This window comes from Cupriavidus sp. 10L45 (assembly GCF_056395225.1).
This window is the reverse complement of sequence record NZ_JBFTJC010000007.1, coordinates 334,167-341,668: the sequence shown is the minus strand read 5'-3', so window position 1 is coordinate 341,668 and position 7,502 is coordinate 334,167. Positions and strand designations below refer to the sequence as shown.

The following is a 7,502-nucleotide window of genomic DNA, read 5'->3' as shown; positions in this document are numbered from 1 at the left end:
CTGCAGGATGGACTGCGCCAAGACATTCACTACTACAATCATGACCGCATCAAGCTCAAACTAAAAGGGCTGAGTCCCGTGCAATACAGGACTCAGCCCTTTCCGGCCTAGCCATCAACCGTCCAACTTCTGGGGGTCAGTTCAGATGCCTGGCTTTCTTGTTTCTGCACGATCCCGTCAGAGGATCTGCCGGCCAATCCACCATGCGATGGCGGCCATGAACGCCGACGCCGGAATGGTCAGCACCCACGCCCAGACGATGTTGCCCGCCACGCCCCAGCGCACGGCGGACATCTTCTGCGCCGAACCCACGCCAACGATGGCACCGGTAATCGTGTGCGTGGTCGACACTGGCACACCAAGCGCCGAGGCGATGAACAGCGTAATCGCCCCGCCCGTCTCAGCACAGAAACCGCCAACCGGCTTCAGCTTGGTGATCTTCTGGCCCATGGTGCGGACAATACGCCAGCCGCCGAACAGCGTGCCCATGCCGATGGCCACGTAGCAGCTCACGATCACCCAGGTCGGCGGGCCCGAGGCCCCCGTGGCGATATGGCCGCTCGCGATCAGCAGCATCCAGATAATGCCGATGGTCTTCTGCGCGTCATTGCCGCCGTGGCCGAGGCTATAGAGCGACGCCGACACCAGTTGCAGACGGCGGAACCAGCGGTCCACGCGCGACGGCGGCGTGCGGAAGAACGTCCAGCCCACCACCACCATCATTATCGATCCCAGCACGAAGCCGAGCAGCGGCGAAATCAGGATGAAGGCCACGGTCTTGATCAGGCCGTTACCAACCAGCGCGCCGGTGCCGGCCTTGGCCACCGCTGCGCCGACCAGTCCGCCGATCAGCGCGTGCGACGACGACGACGGAATCCCGTAGAACCACGTGATGACGTTCCACGCGATGGCGCCGACCAGCGCGCCGAAGATAACGTAGTGATCGACGATGTTGACGTCAATCGTGCCCGTGCCGACGGTGGCGGCCACCTTCAGGTGGAACACGAAGATCGCGACCACGTTGCACATGGCGGCCATCGCCACGGCATGGTGCGGCTTCAGCACACCCGTGGACACCACCGTGGCGATCGAGTTGGCCGCATCGTGGAAGCCGTTCATGAAGTCGAACAGCAACGCGAGCACGACCAGCAGGCCGATCACCCACAAGCTCATTTGAATGGTTTGCATGCGAGTGCGCGCCTCAGGCGTTTTCCAGGACGATGCCTTCGATGATGTTGGCCACGTCCTCGCACTTGTCGGTAATGGTCTCCAACTGCTCGTAAATCGCCTTCAACTTGATCAGGCGCTTCACGTCGGTCTCTTCCCGGAACAGCTTCGACATGGCCGAGCGCATCACGCGGTCTGCCTCGGACTCGAGCTGGTCGATCTGCTGTGCGGTCTTCAGGATCGTGCTGGCATTACCCATGTCTTCGAGCAGCCCCACGGCAATCTTCACCTGATCGCAGCACTGCACGCAGATGGTGGCCAGGCGGCGGGCTTCGTCCGTCAGGCTGGTCACGTCGTAGAGCGAGATCGTCTCGGCCACGTCTTCCATCAGGTCCAGGATGTCGTCCATGGTCGTGATGAGCTTGTGGATCTCGTCGCGGTCCAGCGGCGTGATGAAGGTCTTGTGCAGCAGGTCGATCGTGTCGTGCGTGATGCGGTCAGCCTTCTTCTCGGTGGCCTGCACGCGCCGGGCATGGGCTTCAGCGTTGGGCAGGTCGTTGACGAGGGCTTCCAGCTCGTGGGCGGCGGTCACCGCGCAATCGGCGTGCTGGTTGAAGTATTCGAAGAACTTGCCCTCGGTGGGCATGAATCGGCCGAACATGAAATGTCCTTGTGGCGCGCGTGCTGGCGCGTCAGGTTGTGTTGCAAAGGGGAGCCCGGCACACGCCGGCGCAGATTGCACGACAGCCGCGCTGGGCGGCTGTCATCAAAGCGCAATATTTTACAGGGTTACGGCCCGCTCAGGGGTTGCCGTGTGGGATCAGGTGTCGTTGTCAAAGAACGCCGGCCCACCGCTGAAGTTGTCGAACTTCGTGAATTGACCCAGGAACGTGAGCCGAACGGTGCCGATCGGGCCGTTACGCTGCTTACCGATGATGATTTCCGACGTCCCCTTGTCCTGCGAGTCCGGGTTGTAGACTTCGTCGCGATAAATGAACAGGATCACATCGGCATCCTGTTCGATGGCGCCCGATTCACGCAGATCGGACATCACAGGACGCTTGTTCGGACGCTGTTCCAGGCTTCGGTTCAGCTGCGACAGCGCGATCACCGGGCAGTTGAGTTCCTTGGCGAGGCCCTTCAGCGACCGGGAGATCTCCGAAATCTCGGTCGCGCGGTTCTCGCCGCTGCCCGAGCCGGACATCAGCTGGAGGTAATCGATGATGATCAGGCCAAGCTGCCCGCACTGGCGCGCGAGGCGGCGCGAACGCGCGCGCAGCTCCATCGGGTTCAGTGCTGGCGTTTCGTCGATAAACAATTGTGCGTCGTTCATGCGCTGGATGGCATGGGTTAGACGCGGCCAGTCCTCGTCCAGTAGGCGGCCGGTACGCAACCGGTGCTGGTCGAGCCGGCCCACCGAGCCCAACATACGCATGGCCAGCTGCACACCGGCCATTTCCATCGAGAACACAGCCACGGGCAGACCCTGCTCCACGGCCACATGTTCGCCGATGTTCAGCGAAAATGCCGTCTTACCCATCGACGGACGGCCTGCCACGATGATCAGGTCGCCGGCCTGCATGCCGCTGGTCATCTTGTCCAGGTCGATAAAGCCAGTGGGCACGCCGGTCACGTCGGTGGCGGAATCACGGTGATACAGCTCGTCGATCCGCTCCACCACCTGCGTCAGCAGCGGCTGGATTTCCTGGAAGCCCTTCTGCCCCCGCGAGCCCTCTTCGGCAATCGCAAAAACCTTGGATTCTGCTTCATCAAGCAGCTCACGGACCTCGCGGCCCTTCGGCGCAAAGGCGGCCGAGGCAATGTCGTCCGCCACGGTGACCAGCTTGCGCAGCACCGAGCGCTCGCGCACGATTTCCGCATAGCGGCGGATATTGGCCGCGCTCGGCGTGTTCTGCGCCAGGGAGTTCAGGTAGGCCAGCCCACCCACCTCCTCGGCCTTGCCGGCCACCTGGAGCATTTCATACACCGTGATCACGTCCGCCGGCTTGGTGGCGGAGATCAGGCGGGCAATGCTCTGGAAGATGAGGCGGTGATCGAAGCGGTAGAAGTCCGATTCGGAGAGGAAGTCGGCAATACGGTCCCAGGCGGCGTTGTCCAGCAGCAGACCGCCGAGTACCGATTGCTCGGCCTCGATGGAGTGCGGGGGAACCTTGAGACTGTCTAGTTGGGGATCGGCGGCAGGCGCATTCATGGGGTGGGATTATAGCGGCGCCGGACCCGGCCCAAGGGCGCGGCGGCAATAAAAAAGGCAGGAGCGCAGCTCCTGCCTTCTTGTGCATCGGACGCACCGGCCGGGGCCGGCGCATCGATACGGTGCTGCTTAGACGTGCTCGCCCAGGACGGACACGGTCACGTCCACCACCACGTCGGTGTGCAGCGCAACGTTGACCGGGTGGTCGCCAACGATCTTCAGCGGGCCGTTCGGCAGACGCACTTGGGCCTTCTCGACCTTGAAGCCTTGGGTTTCCAGGGCTTCGGCGATGTCGGCGTTGGTCACCGAACCGAACAGTCGGCCGTCCACACCCGACTTCTGGGTGATCTGGACGGTCAGGCCGTTCAGCTTCTCGCCTTCGCCTTGAGCGGCGGCCAGCTTAGCGGCAGCGGCCTTTTCCAGCTCGGCGCGCTTCACTTCGAACTCGGCGATCGCGGTTTGCGTGGCGCGACGTGCCTTCTTCGACGGGATCAGGAAGTTACGAGCGTAACCGTCCTTCACGCGAACGATGTCGCCCAGGTTGCCCAGGTTGATGACTTTTTCCAGCAGAATGACTTGCATCGTGTATTTCTCCTTGCGGTCCTGGGACTATCAGTTCTTGTGCAGGTCGGTGTACGGCATCAGCGCCAGGAAGCGGGCGCGCTTGATGGCCGTATCCAGCTGACGCTGATAGTGAGCCTTGGTACCGGTCAGACGAGCCGGCGTGATCTTGCCGTTATCGCCGATGAAGTCCTTCAGGGTGTCCAGATCCTTGTAGTCGATCTGTTCCACGCCAGCCACGGTGAAGCGGCAGAAGCGCTTGCGCTTGAACAGCGGGTTCTGTTGCTGGAAGCGCTTCTTGTTCTTGTTGTCACGTTTGACGAATGCCATGATTCAATCCTTTACGAATGCTTTACATCCAGTGATGTGAAAGACGAGTGCCTTGCTGTTGCGGTGCCTGCGGGTGAGGAATCCTTCGCAGTCGAGCAGCGTGCCGAGCGGTAACCGCTCTAGACGCTGGCCGACGGGACCGATCCCCATCGCCGCGATGGCGAATTCCACCTGCCGGGGCGTTTCCGCCTCCATGACCTCGCCGGCATGCTGCAGGATGCAGTTGACGACGGGCACACCGGCCGGGGTGTAGCGCAGCGCATCGCGCTCCGCGAGGGCGGCGGTCAGCCTTAACTGGTTCACCGCTGTGCTCCCCCGCTCTCGCTACCTGGCCTGCCGTGGCGGATTTCGCCTGCCACGACCGGCACCGCAGACTGCATTCAGGCAGCCTGGCCTTCCGTGGTCGTTTGCGCGGCCTTGCGGGCTTCTTCGCGCTGCACTTCCTTCATCATCGGCGAAGGAGCGGTCTCGGCCTTCTTGGTCTGCACGATCAGGTGACGCAGCACGGCGTCATTGAACTTGAAGGCGTGCTCGAGTTCGGCCAGGGTTTCCTTGCCGCATTCGATGTTCAGGCAAACGTAGTGAGCCTTGGCCAGCTTCTGGATCATGTAGGCCATCTGACGGCGGCCCCAGTCTTCCACGCGGTGAACCTGGCCGTTTTGCGACGTGACGAGCTGCTTGTAACGCTCGATCATCGCCGGCACTTGTTCGCTTTGGTCCGGATGGACGATAAATACGATTTCGTAATGACGCATTGACGCTCCTTTTGGATGTAGCCACCCGGGCGCCATGTCCGGTGTAGCAAGGTTGAATAGCCCGCGAGTATAGCCCGGTTCCGAGCCAGCACGCAAGCCGGCATCCCGGCAGGACGCTGGGAATCTCTCAGTATTGTCGGAAAACAGCCTGCAGGCGAGCCGGATCGGTGCCAAGCGACGCATCCGCCGCCAGCGCCACCAGCAGCAGCACGCGCGCCTTGTACGGATTGAGATTGCCGGCGGAGGCGAATTCGCCCGAGGCCAGGCGCGGGCGTGCCGGCCCCGCCACATGGCCGGCGCCCGTGCGGGAGCTTCGCACCACGGCCACGCCTCGCGCAGCTGCATCGGCGAGCGCGTCGCCCAGCGTCTCATGAACCGAGCCATTGCCGGTGGCCGCCACCACGAACCCCTTTACGCCGGCCGAGACCATCGCATCCACGGCCACCCTGCCCGGCTGGGCATAGCTCGCCACGATTTCGACAAGTGGCCACGCCGTAGGCACGGGCAGCGCTGGCGCGTCGCCGGGGGCGAACGCGCGTCCAAAGCGCACGTAGGCATCCTGCACGAAACCAATTGGCCCGCCCGCCGGCGACGTGAACGCATTGACCGCCGAGGTATGGGCCTTGGCGACATCGCGGGCCGCATGAATTTCCTGGTTCAGGACCACGAGCACGCCCTGCCCGCGCGCATCCGGGCTTGCCGCCACGCGCACTGCGTCGAGCAAATTCAGCGGACCATCGGCCGAGAGCGACGTGGACGGGCGCATTGCCGCGGTCAGCACCACCGGCACCGCGCTCCGCTGCGTCAGGTGCAGGAACATCGCCGTTTCTTCAAGCGTGTCCGTGCCGTGGGTAATCACCACGCCCACCACATCGGGCTGCGCGACCCAATGCGCCACCCGCGCGGCAAGCGTCGCCCACAGGCTGAAGGCCATGTCCTTGCTGTCGATCTGGGCCACCTGCTCCGTCTCCACACGGGCCACCTCGCCCAGCGCAGGCACGGCCTGGATCAGCGACGAGACCGGCACGGTGGCCGCGCGGTACTGCGCACTGCTGGCGGGGCTGGCGGACGAGCCTGCGATGGTGCCGCCGGTGGCGAGCACGACGATGCGGGGCAATGACGTAGACATATAGCGAGAAAATCGAGCGAGTGAGCGGGTGGTGCAGGCGATTGTAACTGTGGCACGCCGAGGGCCGCCGCTCTCGCAAACCCGTGTCGCCGGGCGCACTGGAGTCCGCCTGGTGTCGCGCATGCCCCACATTGCCACTGCAAATTGTGCTTGCACTTCACTCGATACTGTATAAAATCACAGCATACTGTTTAAACATACAGTGCTTCGGCACCACGAGAGACCGGCGACCCATGGCGACCCTGACACCCCGGCAACAGCAGATCTTCGACCTGATCCGCAACACGATCCGGCACACCGGCATTCCGCCGACCCGTGCCGAGATCGCGTCCGAATTCGGTTTCTCCTCGCCCAACTCTGCCGAGGAACACCTGCGAGCGCTGGCCCGCAAGGGCGTGATCGAGCTGACGCCAGGCGCGTCGCGCGGCATCCGCCTCAAGGTGGCACGTAGCGATTCGGAGATGACGGACCAGTTCTCGCTGCCGATGGCCGGCGTGATGCAGCTGACGCTGCCGCTCGTGGGCCGCGTGGCCGCAGGCAGCCCGATCCTTGCCGCAGAGCACATCGACCGTCAGTACCAGGTAGACGCCTCGGTATTTGATGATCGACCTGATTACCTGCTGCGCGTGCGGGGCCTGAGCATGCGCGATGCCGGCATCCTCGACGGCGACCTGCTCGCCGTCAGGAAAGCCAGCGAAGCCGCCAACGGCAAGATCGTCGTCGCGCGGATCGGCGACGATGTGACCGTCAAACGCCTGAAGCGGCGCGGCGACATGATCGAGCTGATCGCCGAAAACCCGGATTTCGAGAATATCGTGGTGCAGGCCGGCCGCGAGGAATTTTCGCTGGAAGGCATCGCCGTCGGGCTAATCCGCTCCTCGGGCTTCTGACTTCCGAGACCGGACGGGCGGCCGCCTGTCCTGGTCCCCAGTTTTGCAGTGCCAACGCCGCCCCGTTCTCTCCGGACGACGGGCGTGGACTCCTGCTGTCGCAAACTTCGAGGTGCCGCCATGCTGCCAGTCAACCACACCGCTTCCCGCCGCCCGGTCAAGCCCGTGCCGTTCCGCCAAACCAAGGGCGTGCGCGTCTACCAGGGCGCCCAGCGTCGTACGATGGTCGGCAGCATGGCTGCAATCTGCCGGATGCTGGAACTTGCGGATATGCCCGACAAACTGGACGCATGAACCGCTAGCGGCGGATCCGCGTCGCCCAAATCATTGTAAATAGTGCAGTTGCGAGCCCACCACGTGAAATTAAGAGAACGTTTAATTCGTCGTGAGAGGTGCTTTACACTCGATGGCGCGCATCCGTAGTACTGGCGCATTGGCGCCGATGCGCGAAACCGGAA

At 63.2% G+C, this 7,502-nt stretch carries 11 protein-coding genes; 3 read left to right on the top strand and 8 right to left on the bottom strand.

What is annotated here, in order from left to right; all coding sequences use genetic code 11:
* Window positions 1-111: IS3 family transposase (locus tag AC1DFU_RS15450; RefSeq protein WP_477159865.1), on the top strand; the 111-nt coding region annotated here is incomplete at its 5' end.
* Window positions 112-177: 66 nt separating this feature from the next.
* On the opposite strand, the gene AC1DFU_RS15445 is transcribed toward AC1DFU_RS15450, so the two are convergent.
* From AC1DFU_RS15445 to AC1DFU_RS15410, 8 genes are all read right to left on the bottom strand, one after another.
* Entirely contained in the window at window positions 178-1,188 is a 1,011-nt protein-coding gene (locus tag AC1DFU_RS15445) for an inorganic phosphate transporter (protein ID WP_092289446.1), read from the bottom strand.
* A 13-nt stretch (window positions 1,189-1,201) separates the two neighbouring features.
* Window positions 1,202-1,828: a DUF47 domain-containing protein gene (locus AC1DFU_RS15440; RefSeq protein WP_092289447.1), complete on the bottom strand. Its 627-nt coding sequence runs from the start codon at window positions 1,826-1,828 to the stop codon at window positions 1,202-1,204.
* Between the two features lie 159 nt (window positions 1,829-1,987).
* On the bottom strand, window positions 1,988-3,379 hold the full coding sequence (locus AC1DFU_RS15435) for a replicative DNA helicase (RefSeq protein ID WP_092289449.1): 1,392 nt from the start codon (window positions 3,377-3,379) through the stop codon (window positions 1,988-1,990).
* Between the two features lie 129 nt (window positions 3,380-3,508).
* Complete coding sequence (gene rplI / locus AC1DFU_RS15430) at window positions 3,509-3,961, bottom strand: 50S ribosomal protein L9 (protein WP_092289451.1); 453 nt, start codon at window positions 3,959-3,961, stop codon at window positions 3,509-3,511.
* 30 nt (window positions 3,962-3,991) lie between these two features.
* Window positions 3,992-4,270 (bottom strand): 30S ribosomal protein S18, encoded by a 279-nt coding sequence (gene rpsR / locus AC1DFU_RS15425; RefSeq protein ID WP_006163606.1) that lies wholly within the window; start codon window positions 4,268-4,270, stop codon window positions 3,992-3,994.
* Between the two features lie 3 nt (window positions 4,271-4,273).
* Window positions 4,274-4,573 carry a primosomal replication protein N gene (priB, locus tag AC1DFU_RS15420; protein ID WP_441593576.1) on the bottom strand — a complete coding sequence of 100 codons (300 nt, stop codon included), beginning with the start codon at window positions 4,571-4,573 and terminating at the stop codon, window positions 4,274-4,276.
* Window positions 4,574-4,650: 77 nt separating this feature from the next.
* Entirely contained in the window at window positions 4,651-5,025 is a 375-nt protein-coding gene (rpsF, locus tag AC1DFU_RS15415; protein WP_019448365.1) for a 30S ribosomal protein S6, read from the bottom strand.
* A gap of 127 nt (window positions 5,026-5,152) precedes the next feature.
* On the bottom strand, window positions 5,153-6,196 hold the full coding sequence (locus tag AC1DFU_RS15410) for an asparaginase (RefSeq protein ID WP_369823371.1): 1,044 nt from the start codon (window positions 6,194-6,196) through the stop codon (window positions 5,153-5,155).
* Between the two features lie 191 nt (window positions 6,197-6,387).
* On the opposite strand from AC1DFU_RS15410, the gene lexA reads away from it, so the two are divergent.
* Window positions 6,388-7,044 (top strand): transcriptional repressor LexA, encoded by a 657-nt coding sequence (gene lexA / locus AC1DFU_RS15405; RefSeq protein WP_092289457.1) that lies wholly within the window; start codon window positions 6,388-6,390, stop codon window positions 7,042-7,044.
* A gap of 120 nt (window positions 7,045-7,164) precedes the next feature.
* On the top strand, window positions 7,165-7,338 hold the full coding sequence (locus tag AC1DFU_RS15400) for a hypothetical protein (protein ID WP_177219820.1): 174 nt from the start codon (window positions 7,165-7,167) through the stop codon (window positions 7,336-7,338).
* Window positions 7,339-7,502: the final 164 nt, after the last annotated feature.

What these genes read in the sequence shown, in the direction of transcription:
- AC1DFU_RS15445 (WP_092289446.1), bottom strand. Translation starts at nt 1,188, where the DNA reads ATGCAAACCATTCAAATGAGCTTGTGGGTGATCGGCCTGCTGGTCGTG.
- AC1DFU_RS15440 (WP_092289447.1), bottom strand. Translation starts at nt 1,828, where the DNA reads ATGTTCGGCCGATTCATGCCCACCGAGGGCAAGTTCTTCGAATACTTC.
- AC1DFU_RS15435 (WP_092289449.1), bottom strand. Translation starts at nt 3,379, where the DNA reads ATGAATGCGCCTGCCGCCGATCCCCAACTAGACAGTCTCAAGGTTCCC.
- AC1DFU_RS15400 (WP_177219820.1), top strand. Translation starts at nt 7,165, where the DNA reads ATGCTGCCAGTCAACCACACCGCTTCCCGCCGCCCGGTCAAGCCCGTG.
- lexA (WP_092289457.1), top strand. Translation starts at nt 6,388, where the DNA reads ATGGCGACCCTGACACCCCGGCAACAGCAGATCTTCGACCTGATCCGC.
- rplI (WP_092289451.1), bottom strand. Translation starts at nt 3,961, where the DNA reads ATGCAAGTCATTCTGCTGGAAAAAGTCATCAACCTGGGCAACCTGGGC.
- rpsR (WP_006163606.1), bottom strand. Translation starts at nt 4,270, where the DNA reads ATGGCATTCGTCAAACGTGACAACAAGAACAAGAAGCGCTTCCAGCAA.
- rpsF (WP_019448365.1), bottom strand. Translation starts at nt 5,025, where the DNA reads ATGCGTCATTACGAAATCGTATTTATCGTCCATCCGGACCAAAGCGAA.